This window comes from Mesorhizobium sp. USDA 4775 (assembly GCF_054062655.1).
The window spans coordinates 1,907,676-1,930,342 of the sequence record NZ_JBSSFM010000001.1 but is presented as its reverse complement, the minus strand read 5'-3'; the positions used below and the strand labels follow the sequence as shown (position 1 = coordinate 1,930,342).

The 22,667-nt window shown below is 62.8% G+C and carries 18 protein-coding genes, 1 tRNA gene and 1 pseudogene; 7 read left to right on the top strand and 13 right to left on the bottom strand.

Features of this window, described 5'->3' with window-relative positions:
* Window positions 1-9: 9 nt before the first annotated feature.
* The 4 genes from ACVILI_RS09415 to melA form a co-directional block, all read right to left on the bottom strand.
* Window positions 10-1,149 carry an ABC transporter permease gene (locus ACVILI_RS09415; protein ID WP_019860413.1) on the bottom strand — a complete coding sequence of 380 codons (1,140 nt, stop codon included), beginning with the start codon at window positions 1,147-1,149 and terminating at the stop codon, window positions 10-12.
* Complete coding sequence (locus ACVILI_RS09410; RefSeq protein ID WP_019860414.1) at window positions 1,150-2,157, bottom strand: ABC transporter permease; 1,008 nt, start codon at window positions 2,155-2,157, stop codon at window positions 1,150-1,152. It abuts the gene before it with no gap.
* Between the two features lie 116 nt (window positions 2,158-2,273).
* The gene (locus ACVILI_RS09405; protein ID WP_019860415.1) at window positions 2,274-4,355 is read right to left on the bottom strand and encodes an ABC transporter substrate-binding protein; all 2,082 of its coding nucleotides are present in this window, start codon (window positions 4,353-4,355) and stop codon (window positions 2,274-2,276) included.
* Between the two features lie 103 nt (window positions 4,356-4,458).
* Complete coding sequence (melA, locus tag ACVILI_RS09400; protein WP_019860416.1) at window positions 4,459-5,925, bottom strand: alpha-glucosidase/alpha-galactosidase; 1,467 nt, start codon at window positions 5,923-5,925, stop codon at window positions 4,459-4,461.
* Between the two features lie 66 nt (window positions 5,926-5,991).
* Between melA and ACVILI_RS09395 the strand changes: the two genes are divergently transcribed.
* Window positions 5,992-7,047, top strand: a complete 1,056-nt coding sequence (locus ACVILI_RS09395) for an AraC family transcriptional regulator (RefSeq protein WP_019860418.1) — start codon at window positions 5,992-5,994, stop codon at window positions 7,045-7,047.
* Between the two features lie 24 nt (window positions 7,048-7,071).
* On the opposite strand, the gene ACVILI_RS09390 is transcribed toward ACVILI_RS09395, so the two are convergent.
* The 5 genes from ACVILI_RS09390 to ACVILI_RS09370 all read right to left on the bottom strand — a co-directional run bounded on the left by ACVILI_RS09390 (window position 7,072) and on the right by ACVILI_RS09370 (window position 13,284).
* Window positions 7,072-9,099: an aldo/keto reductase gene (locus ACVILI_RS09390; protein WP_038644538.1), complete on the bottom strand. Its 2,028-nt coding sequence runs from the start codon at window positions 9,097-9,099 to the stop codon at window positions 7,072-7,074.
* A 36-nt stretch (window positions 9,100-9,135) separates the two neighbouring features.
* Window positions 9,136-10,215, bottom strand: a complete 1,080-nt coding sequence (locus ACVILI_RS09385) for an ABC transporter ATP-binding protein (protein WP_457102400.1) — start codon at window positions 10,213-10,215, stop codon at window positions 9,136-9,138.
* Window positions 10,216-10,223: 8 nt separating this feature from the next.
* Window positions 10,224-11,060 (bottom strand): carbohydrate ABC transporter permease, encoded by an 837-nt coding sequence (locus tag ACVILI_RS09380; RefSeq protein ID WP_019860421.1) that lies wholly within the window; start codon window positions 11,058-11,060, stop codon window positions 10,224-10,226.
* Entirely contained in the window at window positions 11,057-11,917 is an 861-nt protein-coding gene (locus ACVILI_RS09375) for a carbohydrate ABC transporter permease (protein ID WP_038644534.1), read from the bottom strand. Before ACVILI_RS09375 ends, ACVILI_RS09380 begins: the two co-directional genes overlap by 4 nt.
* Window positions 11,918-12,012: 95 nt before the next feature.
* Complete coding sequence (locus ACVILI_RS09370; RefSeq protein ID WP_038644532.1) at window positions 12,013-13,284, bottom strand: ABC transporter substrate-binding protein; 1,272 nt, start codon at window positions 13,282-13,284, stop codon at window positions 12,013-12,015.
* Window positions 13,285-13,388: 104 nt separating this feature from the next.
* Between ACVILI_RS09370 and ACVILI_RS09365 the strand changes: the two genes are divergently transcribed.
* From ACVILI_RS09365 to ACVILI_RS09340, 6 genes and pseudogenes are all read left to right on the top strand, one after another.
* Entirely contained in the window at window positions 13,389-14,261 is an 873-nt protein-coding gene (locus ACVILI_RS09365; RefSeq protein ID WP_019860424.1) for a helix-turn-helix domain-containing protein, read from the top strand.
* 301 nt (window positions 14,262-14,562) lie between these two features.
* Window positions 14,563-14,638 (top strand) — tRNA-Phe (locus ACVILI_RS09360).
* Between the two features lie 87 nt (window positions 14,639-14,725).
* The gene (locus ACVILI_RS09355) at window positions 14,726-15,217 is read left to right on the top strand and encodes a DUF6538 domain-containing protein (RefSeq protein WP_457102399.1); all 492 of its coding nucleotides are present in this window, start codon (window positions 14,726-14,728) and stop codon (window positions 15,215-15,217) included.
* A 111-nt stretch (window positions 15,218-15,328) separates the two neighbouring features.
* The gene (istA, locus tag ACVILI_RS09350; protein ID WP_457102398.1) at window positions 15,329-16,843 is read left to right on the top strand and encodes an IS21 family transposase; all 1,515 of its coding nucleotides are present in this window, start codon (window positions 15,329-15,331) and stop codon (window positions 16,841-16,843) included.
* A complete protein-coding gene (gene istB, locus ACVILI_RS09345) occupies window positions 16,840-17,655 on the top strand; it encodes an IS21-like element helper ATPase IstB (protein ID WP_284278837.1) in 816 nt (271 codons plus the stop codon). The genes istA and istB (ACVILI_RS09345) overlap by 4 nt, the downstream gene beginning before the upstream one ends.
* A gap of 185 nt (window positions 17,656-17,840) precedes the next feature.
* Window positions 17,841-18,800 (top strand): annotated as a pseudogene (locus ACVILI_RS09340) (tyrosine-type recombinase/integrase); the annotation flags it as partial.
* Between the two features lie 365 nt (window positions 18,801-19,165).
* Here ACVILI_RS09340 and ACVILI_RS09335 read toward each other — a convergent pair.
* From ACVILI_RS09335 to istB (ACVILI_RS09320), 4 genes are all read right to left on the bottom strand, one after another.
* On the bottom strand, window positions 19,166-20,074 hold the full coding sequence (locus ACVILI_RS09335; RefSeq protein WP_240565318.1) for a hypothetical protein: 909 nt from the start codon (window positions 20,072-20,074) through the stop codon (window positions 19,166-19,168).
* Window positions 20,075-20,550: 476 nt separating this feature from the next.
* The gene (locus tag ACVILI_RS09330) at window positions 20,551-20,949 is read right to left on the bottom strand and encodes a hypothetical protein (RefSeq protein WP_240565319.1); all 399 of its coding nucleotides are present in this window, start codon (window positions 20,947-20,949) and stop codon (window positions 20,551-20,553) included.
* Window positions 20,946-21,398 carry a hypothetical protein gene (locus tag ACVILI_RS09325; RefSeq protein ID WP_240565320.1) on the bottom strand — a complete coding sequence of 151 codons (453 nt, stop codon included), beginning with the start codon at window positions 21,396-21,398 and terminating at the stop codon, window positions 20,946-20,948. Before ACVILI_RS09325 ends, ACVILI_RS09330 begins: the two co-directional genes overlap by 4 nt.
* 502 nt (window positions 21,399-21,900) lie before the next feature.
* The gene (gene istB / locus ACVILI_RS09320) at window positions 21,901-22,656 is read right to left on the bottom strand and encodes an IS21-like element helper ATPase IstB (RefSeq protein ID WP_038646815.1); all 756 of its coding nucleotides are present in this window, start codon (window positions 22,654-22,656) and stop codon (window positions 21,901-21,903) included.
* Window positions 22,657-22,667: the final 11 nt, after the last annotated feature.

Genomic DNA, 22,667 nt, shown 5'->3' with positions numbered 1-22,667 from the left:
CCAGCCACCTCAATACGGATCGACGGCGTCGCGCAGGCCGTCGCCCAGCGCGTTGAAGGCAAAGACGGTGGCGAGCACGAAACCGACCGGCGACAGGATCCAGGGATAGGTGCCGATGACGGAATAGGTCGCGGTGTCCTGAAGCATCAGGCCCCAGGAGATCAGTGGAGGCTTGACCGCGAAGCCGAGGAACCCGAGGAAGCATTCGAGCAGCACCACCGTCGGGATTGCCAAGGTGACGGCGACGATCACGTGGCTCATCACATTGGGCAAGATGTGCTGCAGGATGATGCGCCGGTCGGTGGCGCCGACCGCCATGGCGGCGCGCACATATTCGATGCGCGCCAGCGCCAACGTCTTGCCGCGCACCTCGCGCGACATCTGCGCCCAGCCCAGCGCCGACATGACGATGATGACGAAAGCGAGGAAGACATTGGTCGGCGCAGTGACGGGGATCAGCGTCGTCAGCGCCAGATAGAGCGGCAGCTGCGGGAAGGCGAGCACCAGTTCGACGAAGCGCTGCATCCAGATATCGAACCGGCCGCCGAAATAGCCGGAAACGGTGCCGACGGTGGTGCCGATGACGGTTATGATGAAGACGACCGTCAGCGCGATCATCAGCGAGACCCGTGAGCCATGGATGGCGCGCGACAGCACATCGCGGCCGAACTTGTCGGTGCCGAGGAAATGCACCGGCTGGCCGTCCATCGAGGCGAAGAAATGCCGGTTCGCCGGTATTAGTCCGAAGAGCTTGTAGGGCGCGCCCTCGGTAAAGAAGCCGAGCAGCCTTGGATGGTCGTAGTCGGGGCCGACCACGGGCTGGAAGGTGACCGGATCGAGGTCGGCCGAATCGGCCAGCGCATAGACCCGCGGCCGCGCAACGAAATTGCCGTCCTTATCGTGGAAGGAGGGCAGTTGCGGCGGCGCGAAGCCGACATCGGTCGCCTTCGGGTCCATCGGCGCCAGGAACTCGGCGAACACGGCCATGACCAGCAGCAGCACCACGAGCCAAAGCCCGGCCATGCCGGTCCAGGAGCGCTTCAGCCGGCGCCAGACGAGCGCGATATAGCTCTCGTTGCCGCGCGCCGGTTTGGCGACGATAGGCCCTTCGGCGGGCAGCGGCGGCGGTGATGGATCGCGGGCCAGCATCTAGCTCTCTCCGTATTGGCGGATGCGCGGGTCGAGCAGGACGAGCAGCATGTCGGCGATGATGTTGCCGACGATCAGCGTCGCCGCCAGCACCATCATGAAGGTGGCGGTGACGTAGACATCGCCGACCGCCATCGAACCGACAACCGCCGGGCCGACGGTCGGCAGCGCGAAGATGATTGCCGTCTCGATCTCGCCGGTGAGCATGTAGGGCAACACCACACCCTGATACATGACGAGCGGATGCAGCGCATTGGGCACCGCGTGGCGCATGACGACGGCGCTGCCGGTCAGGCCCTTGGCTCTCGCGGTTTCGACATATTGCGCGTTGAGGGTATCGAGCAGATTGCCGCGCATGACCCGCATATTGTAGGCGAGGCCGCCGAAAGTGGCGATCGCGACCACCGGCCAGACATGCTTGACCAGGTCGACGAACTTCGCCCACGACCATGGCGCACCGCCATATTGCGGCGAGAAGAATGAGCCGATCTCCGACACGTTGAACTGGAAGACCAGCAGATAGACGATGATCAGCGCCATCAGGAAGCGCGGCACCGTCATGCCGAGGAAGGCGATGGCCGAAAGCGTCGAGTCGATCCAGGTGTATTGCCTTGTCGCCGCCCATATGCCGAAGGTGATGCCCAGCACCGAGGCGAGCAAATGGCAGACCAGCGCCAGGAGCAGCGTGCGCGGCAGGCGCTCGCCCACGACATCGGCGACCGGCTTGTTGTAGTAGAGGCTGTAGCCGAAATCGCCGCGAGTGATGATTCCGCCGATCCAGTTGAGATACTGGACGGGCAGCGGCTTATCGAGGCCGTGTTCGACGCGGTAGGCCTGGGCCTGCGCATCGGCCTCGGCGAAGGAGGCACCGCCCTGGTTGATCAGCTGCGAACGGATGTAGTCGGCATAGTCACCAGGTGGTGCCTGGATGATGGCGAAGGTGACGAGGCTCAGGATTGCGAGGACCGGTATTGCCGACGCTATGCGCATAGCCAAGAATCGCAGCATGGACGGTCGGCTTCCTCATTTCGCCGGACGCTCCCATCGAGGGTCGTTCGGAGGGTTGGTTTGCCCTGGCCGCGCCAGCGGCGCGGCCAGGTCTCTTTTGGTCAGGGGAGGTAAACTTACATCGGACCCTTGTCTCCGGGCTTGCCCGGGAGCTCCTGCGGGAACAATTCGTATTTCGCCTGCTTGTCGGCCGCGACGAAGACGCGTTCGCGGACGATCGAATCCTCGGCCCAGTTGAACATGAAGATCGGCGTGCCCTGCGGAATGTTCGAGAAGCGCTTGTTGACGATCAGCGCGCCAGGATATTCCGTCAGGCCGACATTGTAGACATGTTCGGTCGAGATCTTCTGGAACTCTTTCATCAGGCTGGCGCGTTTGTCATTGTCTTCCGACGCGACGAACTTGTTGACGATGTCGACCAGGTCTTTTTCGAAAGGCATCAGGTCGACCTCGCCGCTTTCCGGCGCGCGGTGGTTCCAACTGGTCTTCGGACCGACAGGCGCGAGCTGCTCCGTGTTCTGCACGACGGAGGTCAGTTCCTGGTCGTTGCGCCGGATCAGCCAGTCGAAGCGGCCGGAGTATTGCGAGGCATCGCGCTGGGTACCGTTGAGGCCGTTGAGCACGACCCTCAAGCCCAGCTTTTCCATCTGGGCGACAACACCTTCGGCGAGGCTTTTGTCTGTGCCGTAGTCGTTGTTGACCAGCATCACGATCTCGACGTTCTTGCCGCCGGCGGTGCCGGCCGGGAAGTTCACGAAACCGTCGCCGTCGGTATCCTTGAGGCCGGCCTTTGCGAGTTCGGCCTTGGCGCCAGCGAGGTCGAACGGATAGTAGACGGTCGACTTGCGGTCATAGAAGCTGGTGCCCGAGGAGAAGCCGCCGGGATAGATGGCGGTGAACGGCCCTTTGACCAGGGAGTCGCCCAGCGCCTTGCGGTCGAGCGCCATGGTGATGGCCTTGCGGAAATCCTCGTTGCGGTTCAGCTCGCGAACCGCCTGGCTGCGTTCGTCCGGGTTGCCCCAGCCGTTGGCTGAAAAATTCATGCGCAGATTGTAGCCGATGAGGCGTGGACCGAAGGCGAGCCGTGCCGGCGCGTTCGCTTCAGCGGCGCGCTTCAGCGAGGCGACAAAGTTTTCCGGCTGCTCGAGGTTGGAGAAGTCGCCCGAGCCGGCGACCGCCTGGACGTCGCGGTCGGCCCAGGTCGACAGCTTGTACTGCAGTTCGTTGAGGTAGGGCAGCTGGTTTCCCTTTTCATCGACCTTCCAGTAGTAGGGGTTGCGGCGCATGACGATGATGTCGTCCGGCCGGTATTCGACCGGAACCCAGGCGCCCATCACCGGCATGTTCATATATTCCGGCGGGAAGGCGTTCTTGAACTGGTCGTAGGTGTTCTTCGAATATTTCGGATGCTGCGGCTTCAATATGTGCGCCGGGCCGGGACAGAAGGTGCCGTAAGCCATGGCGTAGAGGTACTGTTTCGGAAAGGCGTCCTTGAACGTCCATTCGACAGTGTAGTCGTCGATCTTCTTCAGCGTCGTGCCGACGCCGAAGGTTTCGGGCGTCGCGCCATTGAGCGGCGAGACGTTCGGGTCGACCACCTCGTCATCCCAATAGAACATGACGTCGTCGGCGTTGAAGGCCACGCCATCGGACCATTTCGCGCCCTCGATCAGATGCATGGTCAGCTTGTGGCCGTCCTTCGACCAGTCCCAGCTTTTGGCCAGATTCGGCAGCGGCTCGGTGTCCTTGGCTTCGACCTGGAACAGCGGCGCCGTGCGCGTCAGGCATTCGGAGAGGCCGATATCGATGCCGCCCCAGCCCTGCGTTTGGCCGGCGCCGTAGTTCCAGCCTTCGGGCCGGCCGCCGATGACATGGCGCATGGTGTCGCCATAGACGCCGATGCCGTTTGGCATGTTGGCCGTCTTGAAGACCAGCGGCTCCTTCGGCAACCTGTCCTTGACCGGCGGCAGTTTGCCGGTCTTGACGTATTTTTCGGTCACCCAATCCGGCTCGTGATATTCCGGCAGGGCCTTGAACTCCAGGATGGAGTCGCGCGCCACGTATTTGATCTTGCCCTCGGCCGGAAAGGTCGCCGGCACCGGCGGGACTGTCGGCTCTGAAGCGAAAGCGTTGAGTGCCGGAACCGAGACGCTCAGCGCCAGTCCGGCGGCAATGCCAATGCTGCGTAGATTTCTCATAGTCTCCTCCCTCATGTTCAGACGTTTTCTGCTGCTCGTCTCTGCTCGGACGGCTCAATGCGATGGACCTGCCTCCCAAGGTCCGCCGCCGCGCCCGGGTTTTTCAGCCGGCCTGTTTGAGCGCGGCTTTTTCGGCGCGCAATTCCTCGATCGAGCGCACGTTTCGCCGCGCAGCACCCGCCCATTCGCGGGTCTTGACCGCGGATTTCGACAGCCGCTCCTTGGCGGCCGGAACCGCATGCGCATATTGCGGCAGCCATTGAGCCTGGGCGACGACCATTTCGTCCACCATCTGCCAGACTTCCTCCGGCGTCGATACCGCACCGACCAGCGGGTCATGCAGCACGGCCAGTTTCAAGAGATCGATGTCGCCTGATACCGCGGCATGGACCGACATGCGCTGGACGTTGATCGAGGACATGCAGGTGGCCGCACAGGCCTCCGGCAGCGTGATGCCGGCGGCCATATTGATGCCGAAACGGTCGACGAAACCGGGCGACTCGATGATGGCATCCTGCGGCAAATTGGTGATCACGCCGTCATTCCTGACGTTGAAGTGGCCACGATAGACGCGGTTGGTCTCCAGCGCCTCCAATATGTGGCTGGCATGTTCGTTGGAGCGCTTGGCCGGATCGATCGGCTTCGACGCCGCTTCGAGGAATTGCGGATACTCCGTCTCGAACCAGTTGCGGGTTTCGGTGGAGTAGCGGAGATAGCCGCCGGTCTCGCCATGGATCCAATCCGACATGTCGATCCAGCGCGTGATCTCGTCGGGGCGCTTGCGGTACCATGGCAGATATTCGGAGAGATGGCCGTTGCTCTCGGTCGAATAGACGCCGAAGCGCTTCAAGACATCGATGCGCAGCTTTTCCTGCTGCGAATAGACCGGATGCGCCTCGAAGGCGGCAACCAGTTCATCCTTGCCGATCTTGCGGCCATTCAGCCGCAAATCGATGAACCAGGTCTGGTGATTGATGCCGGAACAGACATAGTCGAGCTCGTGCCTGGACTTCGCACCAAGCACCTCGGCGATCTGCTCGGCACCATGCTGGACGCCGTGGCAGAGGCCGACCGTGTCGACCTTGCCGTACTCGATCGCCGCCCAGGTGTTCATGGCCATCGGGTTGGCATAGTTGAGGAATTTGGCGCCCGTCGCGGCGACCTCGCGTATGTCCTTGCAGAAGTCGAGGATCACCGGAATGTTGCGCTGGCCATAGAGGATACCACCGGCGCAGATCGTGTCGCCGACGCATTGGTCGATGCCATATTTCAACGGAATGCGGATATCGTCGGCATAGGCTTCCAGACCGCCGACCCGCACACAGCTGATGATATAGCGCGCGCCTTCGAGCGCCTTGCGGCGATCGGTTGTCGCCGTCACCCTGGTTGGCAACCCATTCGCCTCGACGACCTTGTCGAGAATAGCCTTGATCATCCCGAGATTGTGTTCGCTGAGGTCGGTCAGCGCGAATTCGATATCCCTGAATTCGGGCACGCACAGGATGTCGGTGAACAGCTTCTTGGTGAATCCGACACTGCCGGCACCGATGATAGCGATTTTGAAACTCATCAGCCGTACCTCATCCTATTCCAGTGACAGGCCGGGAATGACAGGGGTGGGTCGCAGCCACATGCCATGGCAGGTGTACGGGACAAGCCGGATTCCGGCCTGCCAACCTCCCTGTCCGCTCCTCGCCTGCGGATCTCTCTCGCTTTTCGAGGGGGATTATGCCCTTATTCACGAGCGCGACCAGAGAAGGATTATGCTTTCAAGGGTAATTTTGTGCTACGAGATTTGATCGCCAACGGACAGTCGATGCGCACGATCTCGCTGCCGCGCGGCCGGCAGCGCCTGCATGCCATGCCGACAAGCACCGGCTATGAGGTGCGCGAGGACGAGATCTATGACTGGGACGGACGCAAACGCGGCCAGACGCCGTTCACCGTGCTCCAGCACACGATCAGCGGCACCGGCCGGCTGCGCTACGAGAACCGCAACTATCGCCTGCAAGAGAACGACACGCTGCTGGTGCTGGTGCCGCACAACCACCGCTATTGGCTGGCGAGCGACGAGCGCTGGGAATATTTCTGGATCTCGATGAACGGCGAGGAGGCGCTGCGCATCCACAAGTCGATCCTCAGCATCTCCGGTCCGGTGTTCCGGCTTAAGCCAGCGACGATCGACCACCTTGCCGATTGCAGCCTGCGCCTCATCAAGGGGGCGGCCTCAGCGGGTGCCGCGTCCGCTATCGCCTACGAGGCGGCGATGGCGCTCTATGACGATGTCTTCGGCTCGCATGCCTTTGCCGAAAAACAGAGCGCCATGCAGCCGGTCATCGATCATATCAACGCCAATCTCGACAAACCGCTGCCGGTGGCGGACCTCGTCCAGATCAGTGGCCTCAGCCGGGCCCATTTTTCGCGCTGCTTCGCCGAGAGCGAAGGCCTGCCGCCCGCCGAGTTCGTGCTGCAGCAGCGCCTGCAGCGGGCGGCGAAGCTGTTGACCAAGGCGGACTTTCTGCCGGTGAAGGAAGTCGCCATCCTGAGCGGCTTCGAGGATGCGAATTATTTTTCGAAGGTCTTCCGCCGCCTCTACGGCACCACGCCCAGCCAGTTCCGCACCACCGGCATGTATGCCAGTCTGCGGACCCCGGCCAGGCGCGGCGTCAGGGTGTCGGACGACGAGACCTGACGCCGCTTTTTGCGACCTGTTCTATCAGGCCGCGTGAAGGCTGCCGCCGTCCAGCCACTCGAGATCGGCCGGCGAAAGCGCGATGTCCAGCGCCCGCAGGCTGTCTTCCAACTCGCCCAGCGTGCGCGGCCCGATCAGTGGAACCGACGGGAAAGGCTGGTTGAGCACATAGGCCAAAGCAACATGGATCGGGCTCTTGCGCAGGCGCGCGGCGAGCTCGATGGCGCGGTCGCGGCGGCCGAAATTGCGCTCCGAATACCAGACCCGCACCAGTTCCTCGCTGTCGCGCCTGTCGCGCCCGGCGCGCTCGGTGAAGAAGCCACGGCCCTGGCTCGACCAGGCGAAATTCGGCATCTGCCTGGATGTCAGCCAGGCCTTCCAGTCGTCGGTGGACGAAGCCACACAACCCGCCCAGATCGGCTCCAGCATCTCGGCCAGCGAAAAATTGTTGGAGAGCGCGCCGGGCTTCTGCTTGCCGGCGCGCTCGGCATAGGCAATCGCCTCGTCCATGCGCTGCATCGTCCAGTTCGAGCCGCCGAACGGGCCACGGATGCGCCCGGCCTTCACCTCACGGTCCATGGCATCGACGAACTCGCCGACCGGCACATCCGGATTGTCGCGGTGCATGAAATAGATGTCGACATGGTCGGTCTGCAGGCGGTCGAGCGACTGGGCAAGCTGCTTGCCGATCACGTCGGGATAGCAGAGCGGCGAATGCGCGCCCTTGGCGATGATCACCGACTGCTCGCGCACGCCGCGGTTCTGCAACCACTGGCCAAGCAGCGTCTCGGTGTAGCCGCCGCCGTAGACAAAACCGGTGTCGAAGAGATTGCCGCCGGCCTCGAAGAAGGCATCGAGCAGGATCGAGCCCGAGGAGAAAGTGCGGAAATCCTCGAAGCCGAGCGCCACCACCGACGCCGGCTTCACCAGGCCCGGAATGGTGCGCTTGCCGATCGCCGTGCCGCCCGACCGCAAAGGCCTGCCGGAGATGGTGCTGGTGCGCAGCGGGGCCTTTTCGATCTCGTACTCCAGCCCGACGGCAGCGCGCCACCTGTCGAGCACCCGCAAGGTGCCGAGACTGTCGGCCCAATCCATGCCCGGCCAGGCGAATTCCTGCCGCCCGGCGAGGATGGCCTCGCCGGCGCCGTCGACCTCGAAGGAATAGACATGGCGCTTTTCATCGACGCTGATCGTCTCGCGCGAACCGTCGGCGCCGATCACGTCGATCCGGCCGAGGCCGACATCGCGATTTCCGCCGGCGAACCAGAAGTCCGGCACTTCGATGCGGCCCTTGGTGCCGAGGATACGCAGCACATTGTCCTGGTTCAGCGAGATGCTGCAGGAAACCTCGGCGACGATGCCGCCGGGAAAATGCAGCAGCGCCGAGGCCCATTCGTCGACGCCGGACTGGCCAAGATGAGCGGTGCCAACCACCTTGTCGGGCTCGGCAAAAGGTTGTCCCGATGCTGCCCCGGCAATCAGCCGCGCCATGGAGACGGTATAGCCGCCGACGTCCAGTATGCCGCCGCCGGCGGAATCATTGGCGTAGAGCCGATGCCGCGGCATGAAGCCCGGCATGGCGAAGCCGAAGCTGGACTTGATCATCCTGACCTCGCCGATGACGCCCGACTTGATCAGTTCCACCAGCTTCAGCGTCTGCGGGTGCAGCCGGTACATGAAGGCTTCGCCGAGAAAGGTGCCGGCCTTGCGCGCGGCATGGAACATGGCGTCGGCCTCGAAGGCGGTCAGCGCCAGCGGCTTTTCGCACAGCACGTGCTTGCCTGCTTCCGCGGCCCGGATTGCCCATTGCGCATGGCCGGGATGTGGAACCGCGATGTAGATCGCATCGATGTCGGGATCGGCTAGCAACGCTTCGTAGCCGTCGACGATGCGGGCGCCGGGAAAATTCCCGGCGAGGCTCGGCTTGCTCGGATTGCGCGCGCCGATGGCGACCAGTTTTCCGGTGCGCGAAGCGGCCACGCCGCCGGCGAAAGCCTGGGCGATGCTGCCCGGGCCGAGAATGCCCCAGCGAATGGGCGTGGTTGCGGTCATTGTCATTCTCCTTGAAGGCTGGAAGGGGGCGGCCGGTCAGCGCAGCCGCAGCCCTTTTTCGTCGAACAGGTAGGATTTGCGGATGGAAACGGTGACTTCGGAGGTTGTGGGAACCTTCGCCGCGTCGCGCTGGATCACCACGTCTTCGCCATGGGCCGTTCGGGCGTAGAGGAAGCTCGTGCCGCCGAGATGCTCGACCACGTCGATGGCGACGACAAGGTTGGTGTCGCCTTCCCCGGCGCTGCCGAAATGTTCGGGCCGCACGCCGACGATGACCTTGCTGCCCACTTCTGGCGCGGCGCCGGCCAATGGCTGGGTGATACGGGTCTTCTCCTGGCCCGCCAACTCGACCACGACGCCACGCGCATCCTGCCCGACGATTTGCGCCTTGATGAAGTTCATCTTCGGCGAGCCGACAAACCCGGCCACGAACAGATTGTCGGGATCGTCATAGAGATCGAGCGGTCGGCCGATCTGCTCGATATGGCCGGCGCGCAGCACGACGATCCGGTCGGCGAGCGTCATCGCTTCGGTCTGGTCGTGCGTGACGTAGATCATGGTGGCGCCGAGTTCCTTGTGCAGGCGCGTGATCTCGACCCGCATCTGGACGCGCAGTTCGGCGTCGAGATTGGAGAGCGGCTCGTCGAACAGGAACACTTGCGGCTCGCGCACGATGGCGCGGCCGATGGCGACGCGCTGACGCTGGCCGCCGGAGAGTTTCCTCGGGCGCCGGTCCATCAATTCGCTGATGCGCAGGATCTCGGCCGCGCGCTTCACCCGCCGGTCGGTGTCGGCCTTGGGGTTGCCGGTCATGCGCAGCCCGAAGGAGAGATTTTGCTCGACGCTCATATGCGGATAGAGCGCGTAGGACTGGAACACCATGGCGATGCCTCGATCGGCCGGCTCGACATCGTTGACCAGTTTGCCGCCGATGGCAATCTCGCCGCCGCTGATGTCCTCGAGCCCGGCGATCATCCTGAGCAGGGTCGACTTGCCGCAGCCGGACGGGCCGACGAAGACGACGAACTCACCGTGCTTGATGTCGATGTTGGCGCCATGGACGACTTCGAAGGCGCCGAAGCGCTTGACCACATTGCTCAGCGTAACGGTTGCCATGCTGCCTCTTACTTGACTGCGCCGGCGGCGATGCCGGCGATGAAATGGCGCTGCAGAAGCACGAAGACGATCAGCATCGGCACGGTGAGCATCACGGCCCCTGCCATGATGCCGCCCCACGACACTTTGGTGAGGCCGATCAGGGTGCCGAGCGCCACCGGCGCCGTCATCGAACCGGGCTGGCTGTTGATCAAAAGCGGCCAGAGATAATTGTTCCAGGAGGCGAGGAACAGGATGATGGCGAGTGCGGCCAGCATCGGCCGCGCCAGCGGCAGCGCGACAAAGAGGAAGATGCGCCACTCCTTCACACCTTCGACGCGGGCGGCGTCGAAGAGGTCGTCCGGCATCATCGAAAAACTTTGCCGCATGAAAAGCACACCGAGTGAATTGAACAGCGGCGGCACGATCAGCGCCACCCAGGTGTTGGCGAGCTGGAAGTCGCGCGCCACCATGATGAATTGCGGGATCAGCACCACCGCATAGGGCAGCGTGATGGTGCCGAAGATGATGCCGACGACCACGCCTTTGCCGAAGAACTGGTAGCGCGCCAGCGCCCAGCCGGCCATCGACGTCAACAGCACCGACAGGAAGGTGTAGGTCACCGCCACCGAGACGGAGATGCCGATGGCGCCGACGAAATTGGTGTCGCGCTGCAGATTGTTGAAATTGTCGACGAAATTGCCGTGCGGCAAGAGCTCGATGCCGGGACTGAAGATGCCGTTGTCGGGCATCGTCGAGAACACCACCATCATCCACAGCGGGAACAGCCAGATCAGCGCCAGCGGTGTGAGGAAAAGATGCAGCGCGATGCTGCGCCTCAGGCGGGCGGAGGAGAGCGAACTCATTGCTTTTCCCTCGTCAGCCACAGCTGCACCAGCGTGATCGCGATCGCCAGCGCCGCCATGGTGTAGGCGACGGCCGAGGCATAGCCGAAATTGAGCGACCGGAACCCCTGGCGGTAGAGCAGCAGGCCGAGCGTCTCGGTGCCGCCGCCCGGCCCGCCGCGCTCGGTGATCAGGAAGGGCTCGGTGAACAATTGCATGGTGCCGATGATCGAGAGCACCAGGCAAAACACGATGACCGGCTTCAACAGCGGCAAGGTGATGTGGAAGAACTGCTTGAGCTTGCTGACGCGGTCGAGCGTCGCCGCCTCGTAGACATCCTCGGGGATGGATTGCATGCCGGCCAGAAGGATGATGGCGTTGTAGCCGGCCCAGCGCCAGGTGACAGCGATCATGATCAGCGCCATGGCCGGCGTGACATTGGAGAACCAGTCGATCTTGGGCAGCCCGATGCTGTTCAGGAGCTTGTTGACGATGCCGAAATCGAGGCTGAACATCAGCCGGAACACCGCCGAATAGGCGACCTCACCGACCACCACTGGGGCGAAGAAGGCGAAGCGATAGAGGCCCCTCGCCTTGAGGAGCGGCGAATTCAAAAGCACGGCCATCACCATGGCCAGCGCGATCATCACCGGCACCTGGATGACGAGGATGAGCAGCGTGTTCTTCAGCGCGTTGAAGAAGGCCGGATCGCCGATCAGACGGCCCCAGTTGAAGCCCGGCGCGAAACGCCAGGGCACGGTGCGTGTCGCCTGGAAGGAGATCATGAACGACGAGATGATCGGCCACACCCAGAAGACGGAGAAGATCAGCAGATAAGGCGCCAGGAAACGATAGGCCGTGGCGTTGCGGTTGCGCATCCTGCTCCTCCTCCTTCATATCCGGTGTTTCAGCCAAGCTCGCAGGCGACAGGGTCCGGGCGGCAAGAGTCGTCCCGGACCCCATCCCTGGGAGGTTATGACTTGACCGGCAGTCCGGTCGCCGCGGCGATCTGTTTTGCCGCATCGTCGAGTGCCGCCTTGGCGTCGGGATAGCCGCCGGCCAGATATTTGGTCTGCACCGCGCGGACGATGATTTCGGCATCGCTCTGGAACTGCGTGCCGCGGCTGGGGACGACCTTGGGCAAGGTGCCCAGAATATCCTTCCACACCGCCTGGCCACCCCAATAGGGCAGGCCTTGGCTGACATAAGGATCATCCAGCGCCGAGACCAGCGAAGGGACGAGGCCGAACTCCTTCAGCATGGTGATCTGGCCTTCATTGGTTCCGAGCGTGTATTTCAGATACTCGTAGGCCGCTTCCTTGTTCTTCGAGGCCGAGGTGATGGCCAGCGACGAGCCGCCGAGATTGGCGGCGCGCGGACCGTCGGCGGTTAGGCTCGGCATCAGATAGACGCCCCATTTGCCGTTCTCGCCGGCCGATTCTGTGCGGATGGTGCCTTCATACCAGCCGCCATAGACTTGGGTGGCGACGGTGCCCGCCGTGTTGTTGGTGATCTTGGTGCCCCAGTCGGCGGACGAGACGATGCCGGCGTCCTTCATCTCCTTGACCTTGGTCATGGCGTCGACGCATTTGGGTTCGCTGACCGTGATCGACTGGCCGTCCTCGGCGAAATAGGCGCAGCCCTGCTCGTTGGAGATCATGCGGAAGAATTCACTGTCGCCGTTGAAATCGGCATTGGTCATCGAGACGCCCGGATTGGCCGCCTGGATCTTCTTGCCGGCGGCGATGAAATCGTCCCAGGTCTTGATCGATGCCGGATCGACGCCGGCCTTTTCATAGAAGTCGCGGCGATAGAAGGCGGCGACGGGCCCGGAATCCCACGGCATGGCATAGGCCTTGTCGCCGACCTCGAGTTCGGTGCGTTTGAAATCGGGGAATTTCTTCTGGTCCTCGGCACTGTAGCCCAGCGTATGCAGGTCGACGAAGCAGTCGGGGAACTGGCTCCAGTAATTCTCGGCTTCGCCATTCTCGATGGTGACGATGTCGGGCAGACCGACGCCGCCGGCCGCACAGCCGGCGATCGACTTGTCGTAGGTCGGCTGGTTGCCGAGATCCTGAACCGTGACCTTGATGTCGGGATGCAGCTTGTTGAAGCCGGCAACCGTCGCCTTCAGCGACGAAGCGGCGACATTCCAGCTCCAGATGGTGATTTCGCCGGACTGCGCAAAGGCCGGGGCTGAGCCCAGGGCAAGCGCGAGCGCGGCGCAAGTCAGTGTGATGCGCATTGAAATCCTCCCATTTCATTTGCTCTCTCTGCGAGCGTGGCTACACTATTCGGCGCGGAAGGCTTGTCGCCGACAAAGGGAATACGGAATTGGCGGAAAGTAAGATGCCGGAACGGCCGTTTTACCAGCCAGGCGCCAGCAGCGTGGAAGGCCTGCCGCTGGTCTTGCAGATGTTTCACACCGCTCCGCTGGTGATGCTCAAGCCGCACTGGCATGCCCAGGTCGAGGTGAATTTCATCGTGCGCGGCAGCGTGCACTACCGCATGAACGAGCACGAAATCTCACTTTCGGCCGGCGAGATGTGCTTCTTCTGGGGCGGCCTGCCGCACCAGATGGACGATCTCAGCGACGACGCCATCTATGCCGGCGCGCATCTGCCGCTGGTGCATTTCTTCCGGCTGCATCTGCCGGCGGACGTGCGCCACCGGCTGATGACGGGCGCGACGCTGGTGACCAGCGCCACCGACCAATCCGACAACGACAATTTCGCCCGCTGGAACCGCTATGCGCGCTCGGGCGATCCGGCCAAGGCCGAACACGCCGTCAACGAGCTTCTGCTGCGGCTGGAGCGGGTGCGGTTCGAACCCTACAGGCTGGTGCCAGAGACGGCGGCCGGGCAGGAAGCCGGCAGTGCGTTCGACCAGCAATCCTCGCGCAATGTCGGGCGCATGTGCGATTTCATCGCCGAGAATTTCCTGTACGACATCGATTGCATGAACATAGCGGCGGCGGCCGATATCCATCCCAAATACGCCATGAGCCTGTTCAAGAAATCGACCGGCATGACGCTCAACGAATATGTCAACCTGTTGCGGCTGAGCTACGCGCAGGCGCTTCTGATGCATCAGGATGCCAATGTGCTGCGCGTCGCCATGGACTCCGGTTTCGGCTCGCTCAGCGCCTTCAACAAGTCCTTCCGCAAGCTGGCCGGCATGACCCCCTCCGACTTCCGCAAAGGCGTGGCCGGCGCCAGGTAGGGCGACAGCTCGTTGCCCCCGCGGCATCTCCACCGGCTAACGACGGATCCCGGCGGTTGCAGCGCGGCATGGCGGCGCTAGGACAGAGGCCAAAGGGCAGAAGGAGGCCATCCCGCGCGCCATTGCGGTTGTGAAAGCGCCTGAGGAGGCCGGCCTTTCCACAGCCTCGCTTTTCCTGCCGGAAATCGCCACCTAGGCGCTGGACAGGCTAAATTCCCGTGCTATAACCCACGCGCTTTCAAGGGGTGCCCCACGGCGCCTTCATGAAATCCGGTTCACGCGTTTTCGTTTGCCGGAACAGGCCCAGATAGCTCAGTTGGTAGAGCAGCGGACTGAAAATCCGCGTGTCGGTGGTTCGAATCCGCCTCTGGGCACCATCTCTTCTCCAGAAGCCCTTATTTCTCAACGATTTCAAGGCTTAGGCTTTCCCTGCGGTCCACATTCCGGTACACCGGAGGTCCACAATGGGACTTGTTTTGAAGCACGTAAACCGAACAAAGGCCGGAACTTGGCAATACAGGCGAAGGCTCCCTAGAGACGTTGCGCCGATCGTCGGGAAGGGAGAGTTCAAACGTTTTCTCGGCTCCACAGAGCGAGAGGCCCTGCGCAATTTCCCGAAGGTCAATGTGGAATTTGAGAGGCTGGTGGCCGGTGCTCGGATGCGGAGCCATGCCGGCCAATCAGTGGGGACGCCGTTGGAGGTTCACCGCCAGGCGGAGAGGCGGGCGCAAGAGCTTGCAGCCACAAGCGTCTATATCGGCGACCGCGTGTTGCCCGCCAGTGACCCGGAGGCCGCGAGCGTGTTGCGGGATAGTTACCTCTCTTCATTCCCCTACGACGACGCCGGAGAGCCTGTAGGCGTCCCGGAGGTCGAGGTGCGGCGCGACAATGAAGGTGCGAGCGTTGCGTCAATCAAGATGAGAATGCTGGCGGGTTGGATCGCAGGGAGGGCGTAGCCCGACTGGAGTTTCAACCCGCCAGCGCCGCTGCCTTTTTGGGGGCGTTTGTCTGGTGATCGCGGTCGACCGGGTATGCCGGTGGTTTTTCCGATTTGGAGGAATCACTTTGTGCCCGGCCGCCACGTAACCGATCACCAGATGAGGCTCTACATGAAGTTCCGTCAGACCAATTCGACAGCCGTCGCGGCGGCAAAGGCGTCGATCAGCACGGCCACGGCCTATCGCATCGAGAAGGATTCGAGGCTGCCCTCGCAGAAGAAGGCGCCGCGGGAACGACGCCGTGCCGACCCGCTTGCCGATATTTTTCAGACCGAGGTCGTGCCGATGCTGCAAGCCGCGCCCGGCATTCGCGCGATAGCTATCTTCGAGGAGATGCTGCGCCGCCACCCCGATCTGGGCAACGGCGTTCGCCGCACGCTGGAGCGGCGCGTCCGCTCCTGGCGCGCCGTCCACGGCGTGGAGCAGGAGGTCATCTTCCGACAGGTGCATGAGGCCGGCCGCCTCGGCCTGTCGGATTTCACCGACATGGGTAAAGCCGGCATCACGATCGCCGGCCAGCCGCTCGACCACCGGCTCTATCATTTCCGGCTCGCCTATTCCGGCTTCGAGCACGCTCATGTCGTGCTCGGCGGCGAGAGCTTCGTCGCCCTGGCGGAAGGCCTGCAGAACGCGCTGTGGTCGCTCGGCGGGGCTCCCCGCGAGCATCGCAGCGACAGCCTCTCGCCGGCATTCCGCAACCTGGACAAGGACGCCCGGGCGGACCTGACGCGCCGCTACGACGAACTGTGCGGCCACTACGGCATGACCCCTTCCCGCAACAATCGCGGCATCGCGCATGAGAACGGCTCCATCGAAGGCCCGCACGGCCATCTCAAGCGGGCGATCGACGACGCGGCTCTGATGAGAGGATCGAGCGATTTCGGCGATCTGGTCTGCTACCGCCGCTTCGTCGACGAGATCGTCAGCCGCATGAACGCCCGCAATTCCAAGCGCATCGACATCGAGCGCGCCGAGCTCCAGGAACTGCCCGTCCGGCGCACATCCGACTACGAGGAGGTCACCGTGCGCGTCACCTCATCGGGCGGCTTCACGCTGCGCAAGGTGTTCTACACCGTGCCCTCGCGCCTGATCGGCCACCGGCTCAGGGTGCGCCTTTTCGACGATCGACTGGACATCTTCATCGGCGGCACCCTTCTCGTGACGCTGCCGCGCGGACGTGCCTCTCCATCGGGCAAACACGATCAGGTCGTCAATTACCGGCATGTCATCCATTCGCTGCGTCGCAAGCCGATGGCGCTGTTGAACCTGGTCTATCGCGACCAGCTCTTTCCGCGCGAGGCGTATCGGCACACCTTCGACATGCTCATGGAGCGGCTGCCGGAGCGGCAGGCCTGCCGCATCATGGTGGATCTTCTCGCCATGGCTCACGAGCGCGCCTGCGAGAGCGAACTGGCCGACCAACTGGATGCCGCGCTGCAGGCGCGCCGATTGCCCGACATGGCCGCCTTGCGGGAACGCTTCGCCCCCGATCCCTCCCGGCTGCCGAATGTCGTCGTGCGCCTTGCGCCGCTCAATGCCTATGAAGCCCTGCTCGGCGCCAGCCTGACGGGAGACGCGGCATGAAGACCAACACCACTGTCGATACCGCCAAGCTCAGCCTGCTCCTCAACGAACTGCGCTTGCCGGCCATCAAGCTCATGTGGCCGCAATTCGCCGAACAGGCCGACAAGGAAGGCTGGCCCGCCGCCCGCTTTCTCGCCGCGATCACCGAGCATGAACTGGCCGAACGCGACCGCCGCCGCATCGAACGCCACCTCGCCGAGGCCCGCCTCCTGCCGGGCAAGACCCTCGACACCTTCGCGTTCGAGGCCGTGCCGATGATCTCCAAGGCCCAGGTGATGGCGATCACCGCCGGCGACAGCTGGCTGGAGAAGGGGGCGAACCTGCTTCTGTTCGGCCCGCCCGGCGGCGGCAAAAGCCATCTCGCTTCAGCCATCGGCCTTGCGCTCATCGAGAATGGCTGGCGGGTGCTCTTCACCAGAACAACCGACCTCGTCCAGAAGCTTCAGACGGCACGGCGAGACCTGGCGCTCGAGAGCGCTCTGGCCAAGCTCGACAAGTTCCATCTCCTGATCCTCGATGATCTCGCCTACGTCACCAAGGACCAGGCCGAGACCAGCGTGCTGTTCGAGCTCATCAGCGCCCGCTACGAGCGGCGCTCAATGCTCATCACCGCCAACCAGCCGTTCGGCGAATGGGGCAAGGTCTTCCCCGACCCCGCCATGACGCTCGCCGCGGTCGACCGCCTCGTCCATCACGCCACCATCTTCGAGATGAATGTCGAGAGCTACAGGCGCCGCGAGGCCATGGAGCGAAAGCGTGGCCCGGGACGCCCCGCGTCCTATGCCACACCCGCCAACAGCGTCGCTGATTGACGCGCCGCGACAATCAAACCGACAAACCCTCTTGCGCGCGGCAATCAATGCCGCGATCATCACCTCCGCCGCGACACCAGATTCTCATCCAGATTGTCGCGCGCTTCTCATCAGAATTGTCGCGCCACATCGAGGGCCGCGCCCTATCGATACTTGTCAATGGCGGGCGCCTCTCGCGGCCCGCACCTACGATTGAGGACGCCCGTCTTCTCTATCTGCGCGAGCGGATTGAGGGAGACATTAACGAGACAGCGAAGACAGCGCGGCTACGTCTGAACATGGAACACCTGTCCGCCGCCTCCGTCGATAAAGGACGTGCGCTGACAAGCCTAACCAGAGAGGACGCCCGCAACGTGAAGGACTACCTTCTCCGCGACCTCGAAATGAAGCCTGCAACGGTGCGCCGATATATCAACGGTGTCTGTGCCCTTATCAACTTCGGCATGACAGAGTTCGGCCTACGGGACACGATGGTGAACCCCTTTCAAAACCTCACGATCAGGGGGGCGGAAACTGCCACCACGGCCGCCCGCGATGAGCGAAGCCCCGTTCCGGAGCCAATGCTTCCCGTGCTACGGGAGCGCGTCTCTGTCCATGCTGGGGAAGACCTGTGGCGCATATGGCGGATTGTCGAGGGGACCGGCTGTCGCCTTGGTGAGGTCACGGGCCTTCTGGTCTCTGACGTAATGCTAGATGCCGGCATCCCCTACATAAGCCTTGTCCCGCACACCCACAGACGCCTCAAGAACGCCGGCTCGGTCCGTAGGGTGCCACTCATCGGAGACGCCCTGAAGGCTGCGCGGGAGGCCGTGAAGGCGGCAGGGAACGGCCCTGCCCTGTTCTCCCGCTATGGTCGCGTGAGGGGCGCCGATGCCGCGTCCGCCATTCTCATGAAGCATGTCCGCGCGGTGACAGAAGACCGCAAGATTGTGGTCCACTCTCTCCGGCACCGCATGGAGGATCGCCTGACGCTTGCCGGCGTCAGCGAGTTTGACCGGAACCTAGTTCTAGGACATTCCAGCGGAGGCATGAGTGAGCGCTACGGTGGCCCTGACGCCCGCCTAAAGGTGGCTGAACGGGCAATCAAGGCCGCGTTGAGCGGCGCTGGAGACGGTGACAGAGGCAAAGGCCCCCGGCGCAAATAGCACTCCTGGAGCCTTCTGTTGTTACCTATCCGGTGCGACCGTCAGCGGCTCAAATCGGGATAGCTTCTCCGGACATCGGCATCGTATTTCTCCCGGTCAGTCATTGTGTTGACCGGGGAAGGCAGCGCGGATGAGACCGACTTAGGCGATCCCGCGCTTTCGCCGATCCCCTCTTGGGCTTGCGGCGGGGTCGTCTCGTCGTCGGCGGGGAAGTGTCGGCGCTCGTTAGGGAAGCCCGGACGGGTCACGGTCCAATTGCCGCGCCCGTCGTGGGAGACGCGGTACAGGTGGACCGAACGTGATCTCACGGCCCGTGCCTGCCAATCCAGCAAAGCGCGGGGATGGTGGATGCTAGAAGGCATCCGTCACCCGACCCGCACGATGCCGGCGCGGACGGCGGCGCCGAAGGACATGGCGGGCCTGCCGGGGACCCTTACGACCCACTCGCGCTGCTCCTCGCTGTAGACCAGAGCCTTGCGTTCGTTCGCGGGCATGTCTGCAATAAGAGCCTTGAAGGCGGCGGCGTCCTGATAGGGAAGCGTTTCCATACGCCCAAGGGCGGCCTGACCAAAGTGGGCAAGCTTCTCCCGATCGTTGTGGATGGTCGCCATCCGGGCCTCCCGAAGCTCACTGTCGGTAAGCGTCTCAAGCAACATGTCCACCGACGCCATGCCACCCGGCAACGCCTTCAGGACGTTGTTCGCTTGGGTCATGAAGCCCTCGACAATGGCGCTAACAGCATCTTCGGTGACACCCTTCGGGGTGCTCCCTTCAAGGTCGCCGGTTTCTGCGGCCTGCCAGATGCTTTCGTTTACAGCGTCCGCGCCTAGTGCACCGGCCAGCGTGTCCATCACGAATGCCGCCGTGTCAGTAGCGTCCGGGGCACCTTTAGGAGCATCCTCACCGACGCCGGCTTGCTGTTCGCCTTGCTGCTGATTGCCTGCCGGGGCAGCGGCGGACTGACCCCCGACAGGCTCACTAAAACCCGGAGGGAGCAACCCTGCAAGGCGGGCGGCCTCGATGCTGGTCTCGCCGAAGCCGGGAATGATGATGTTGCCGGGACGGACTTGGCGCTCGGTATTCACGGTGCGGGCGCTTTGGTCCCTCACGGTCTGCCGACCGTCGCCGAACGTATCGACCTGAAACTTGCGGCTGGTCTGGACGGATGGGGCCGTTGCGGGAGCGCTGCGGTGCGACTGAACATCGTGGTTCGCGGCTGCGATGGTCTCGGCAGCGGTGTCTGAAGTGGCTTGGAAGGTGGCGTAGTTTGCCATTGGAATGTGTCTCGCTTTCTTGCGGTGAGGTTAGGTTTTTGGTTGGTGGGAAACGGTTCGTGGAAAGGCGTTCAGGTCGGGACGGTGCATTCTACGTCCGGACCCCTCGCAGCCTCTGAAATGCCACTACCGCGTACGAACGGGCGGTATTCTGTGCGCACTGCGACCCTAGTCTGTGTGTCGATCCAATCCTCTCCCGCCCACGCTGACAGCTTGCGGTCGCGTTTGAAGATCGGAACTCCGTCGCGAACGATATGCATACGGTAGCTGGGGTCGAAGCCTTCGCGGATCAGAAGGCGGGCAAGTGGGCCTAGAGGGTCTTTGGGGCTTTTGCGTCCGTTGAAGTCGACAACATGGAAGTCATGTCGTGCGCCGTATGGGCCGAACAGTTCAACGGGTAGGGTCGCGGCGCGTTCAACGCCGTGCATGTGGATAGAGATACCTTTGCTCCTTTAGCTGGGTGGTGAGGTTGATCGTCACGGCCTCGGGTCGAAGATGTCGTGGGCCGTCTTGTATGAGGTCGGCGCTCCCGCCGGAGTTTCGGGCGGTGGCCGGGTGTTGACCGTAAGGTGGTTGAAGGTGGGCTCGGGGGAGAACCGTTCGGGCAGATGCGCCAAGGCGGCGTCTATCGTCGCCTGCGTGATCCCGTGCTCTTTGACGTAGCCGCTGTGCATGAGCGGCAGAGCGACCCTCGCGAGATTGGCGCGAGAGCGGAGAAGCGAAGCGATGTTGAACCACTTCCCCTTGCTCGCCCGGCGCTGCTGTAGGTTCCAGCCGAAGCCCTTTCGGTCCACTATCACGCGGTGGCCGGGGCCTATGGCGGCAACGACACCGGGATAGTCGTCGGACCATTCTAGCGTGTTGTAGAAGCTCATAGGGCTGCGGCCTGTCGTACGATGGCGAGGTCGTGCCGCTTGCTGTAGCGCTTGCCGGTCTTTCCACCTTTGAGCCGGAGATTGGTGGTGCGGAGGTCAAGGCGGTTGCCATTGACATTCCGGACGTACTCTCCGGGCTTCGCATTCATGATGATACGGGCAACCGTAACCAGACTGCCGGCAACCATTGCCCTGACAGAGACTTGCATGTCGTCTGTAGCGGTGCCGTCTTTCACGATCACCCAAGAGGCGCTTCTCACGCGCTCTGGCAGAGCGTCGAAGGCCGACCGCTCCACCTTGGCGAACAGCATTCGGCCTCGCTTCCGGTCATTGATAGGCACCAGCACGATTTCGCTCAACGCGCCCCAGCGGCGATGGTCGTTAGGGGTCGTCTGGTATGTTTCGGGGCGACCTGGGGTCGGGCCTCCGGGGTTTGTGATGTTGGTCATTACGAGGTCCAAAAAATTGAGGGAGGGGAGGCAAGCGGCGGCGCTTGGGTGGCCGGAAGTGGGCCTAGCGGGCTTACGGGTTGGGAAGAAACAGAGAGCCACAGACAGGGCCAATGAATGAAAGAGACACAGGACGCCGGGCACACAGGTGGAACAGCCTGTGATGCCGGTCACAGCGGGGAGCCCACACACCGGGCTTCAAGACTTCGGAGACACCCGGAAGCCTGACAGCTCAATGCGCGTTTGGATGAAGGGACCTTTTCAGCGTCCTGTGTCGAGAAGTGGCAGACGGAGACGCCCCCGCATTCGGGAGACCTTGGCTCTTCTGCGAAGAGGGAGTGCGCGGTGGGCTCTGCGTATTCCGACGAAGCCGGCCATCGATTCCGATTTGAAGCCGGCCAGTCATTCCGATTTCATTCCGGCCGGTGTTCCGATTTGAAGCCGGCCATTTTTCGGACTGATCCTGGGTCTCGTTGATGTTTGGATTGGGTTTCGTTTCAGGTCAAGCGTGCGCTGTTTCGGACGCTCTCGGCGAGCGCTGTTTTCGCATGCTTTCACCGGTGAGATCGATGCGATAGGCGTTGTGAACGAGGCGGTCCAGGATGGCATCGGCCAGGGTTGGGTTTGCAATGATCTCGTACCAGCGATCCAGGGGCAGCTGACTGGTGACGATTGTCGATCGGCGTTCGTAGCGGTCTTCAATGATCTCAAGCACATCACGCCGCTGGTCATCATTGAGTTTTTCCGGTCCCCAGTCATCGAGAATGAGAAGGTCGGTTTTGGCGAGTTGCTTGAGGATCCGGCCATAACGTCCGTCGCCTCTCGCGAGGGCAAGCGTTGCAAACAGCCGGGGAACGCGGTGATAGGCGACGGAGAAATCCTCTCGGCAAGCTTTGTGGCCAAGCGCACAGGCCAGCCAGCTCTTGCCGACGCCGGCCGGCCCGGTGATGAGAAGACTGTGATGCTTTCTGATCCAGTCGCAGCCGGCGAGCGCCATGAACAGATTGCGATCAAGACCGCGTGCGGCACGAAAGTCGGCATTCTCGATCTGTGCGTCATGGCGAAGTTTTGCAGCTCTGGCGCGGGCTTCGAAACGCTTCTGGCGGCGCATGGTAGCCTCGCGCTCGAGCAGCATGGCAAGCCATTCGCCATGCTCGAGGCCGCGTGCTTCGGATTGTGCGTCGAGTTCCTGGAAGGCAGTGGCCATGCCATGAAGGCCGAGTTCGCGCAGCATGTTGATGGTCGGATGGATGAGCATTGGTATGTCTC

What these genes read in the sequence shown, in the direction of transcription:
- ACVILI_RS09415 (WP_019860413.1), bottom strand. Translation starts at nt 1,149, where the DNA reads ATGCTGGCCCGCGATCCATCACCGCCGCCGCTGCCCGCCGAAGGGCCT.
- ACVILI_RS09410 (WP_019860414.1), bottom strand. Translation starts at nt 2,157, where the DNA reads ATGCTGCGATTCTTGGCTATGCGCATAGCGTCGGCAATACCGGTCCTC.
- ACVILI_RS09405 (WP_019860415.1), bottom strand. Translation starts at nt 4,355, where the DNA reads ATGAGAAATCTACGCAGCATTGGCATTGCCGCCGGACTGGCGCTGAGC.
- melA (WP_019860416.1), bottom strand. Translation starts at nt 5,925, where the DNA reads ATGAGTTTCAAAATCGCTATCATCGGTGCCGGCAGTGTCGGATTCACC.
- ACVILI_RS09395 (WP_019860418.1), top strand. Translation starts at nt 5,992, where the DNA reads ATGGCAGGTGTACGGGACAAGCCGGATTCCGGCCTGCCAACCTCCCTG.
- ACVILI_RS09390 (WP_038644538.1), bottom strand. Translation starts at nt 9,099, where the DNA reads ATGACCGCAACCACGCCCATTCGCTGGGGCATTCTCGGCCCGGGCAGC.
- ACVILI_RS09385 (WP_457102400.1), bottom strand. Translation starts at nt 10,215, where the DNA reads ATGGCAACCGTTACGCTGAGCAATGTGGTCAAGCGCTTCGGCGCCTTC.
- ACVILI_RS09380 (WP_019860421.1), bottom strand. Translation starts at nt 11,060, where the DNA reads ATGAGTTCGCTCTCCTCCGCCCGCCTGAGGCGCAGCATCGCGCTGCAT.
- ACVILI_RS09375 (WP_038644534.1), bottom strand. Translation starts at nt 11,917, where the DNA reads ATGCGCAACCGCAACGCCACGGCCTATCGTTTCCTGGCGCCTTATCTG.
- ACVILI_RS09370 (WP_038644532.1), bottom strand. Translation starts at nt 13,284, where the DNA reads ATGCGCATCACACTGACTTGCGCCGCGCTCGCGCTTGCCCTGGGCTCA.
- ACVILI_RS09365 (WP_019860424.1), top strand. Translation starts at nt 13,389, where the DNA reads ATGCCGGAACGGCCGTTTTACCAGCCAGGCGCCAGCAGCGTGGAAGGC.
- ACVILI_RS09355 (WP_457102399.1), top strand. Translation starts at nt 14,726, where the DNA reads ATGGGACTTGTTTTGAAGCACGTAAACCGAACAAAGGCCGGAACTTGG.
- istB (WP_284278837.1), top strand. Translation starts at nt 16,840, where the DNA reads ATGAAGACCAACACCACTGTCGATACCGCCAAGCTCAGCCTGCTCCTC.
- ACVILI_RS09335 (WP_240565318.1), bottom strand. Translation starts at nt 20,074, where the DNA reads ATGGCAAACTACGCCACCTTCCAAGCCACTTCAGACACCGCTGCCGAG.
- ACVILI_RS09330 (WP_240565319.1), bottom strand. Translation starts at nt 20,949, where the DNA reads ATGAGCTTCTACAACACGCTAGAATGGTCCGACGACTATCCCGGTGTC.
- ACVILI_RS09325 (WP_240565320.1), bottom strand. Translation starts at nt 21,398, where the DNA reads ATGACCAACATCACAAACCCCGGAGGCCCGACCCCAGGTCGCCCCGAA.
- istB (WP_038646815.1), bottom strand. Translation starts at nt 22,656, where the DNA reads ATGCTCATCCATCCGACCATCAACATGCTGCGCGAACTCGGCCTTCAT.